The organism is Marinobacter salinexigens, from assembly GCF_008370345.1.
In the GTDB taxonomy this organism is placed as follows: Bacteria; Pseudomonadota; Gammaproteobacteria; order Pseudomonadales; family Oleiphilaceae; genus Marinobacter; species Marinobacter salinexigens.
This window is the reverse complement of the sequence record NZ_VTUU01000112.1, coordinates 1-337: the sequence shown is the minus strand read 5'-3', so window position 1 is coordinate 337 and position 337 is coordinate 1. Positions and strand designations below refer to the sequence as shown.

Annotated in this window: 1 protein-coding gene; it reads right to left on the bottom strand. The window is 58.8% G+C overall.

The features are described 5' to 3' along the window. Positions 1 to 11: 11 nt before the first annotated feature. Positions 12 to 337: hypothetical protein (locus FWJ25_RS20875; RefSeq protein ID WP_223163295.1), on the bottom strand; the 326-nt coding region annotated here is incomplete at its 5' end.

Below are 337 nucleotides of genomic sequence, written 5' to 3'. Positions count from 1 at the left end.
GACACCAGATCTCAGTCGCTGTCGCTGCTGCTGCTACTGTGGCCGCCGTCGTGGTCGTGGCCCTCGCCGTGCTTCTTCTTATCCTTCTTCTTCTTGTCCTTCTTCTCCTTGTGGTCGCCGGACTTGTCGCCGTGCTCGCCGGTGATCTTGTCCTTGATCTTCTCCACGATGCCTTCCTTGTGCTCCCCGCCGTCCTTCTTGTGGTGCTCCCCCTCCTCCTTCTTGTGGTGCTCCTCGGCCTTCTTGTGGTGCTCCTCCTCCTTATTCTTGTGGTCGCCCCCCATGTGGAGCTTCTCCTCGATCTTGTGGATGATGCCAGACATGGCGACTGCTTCTC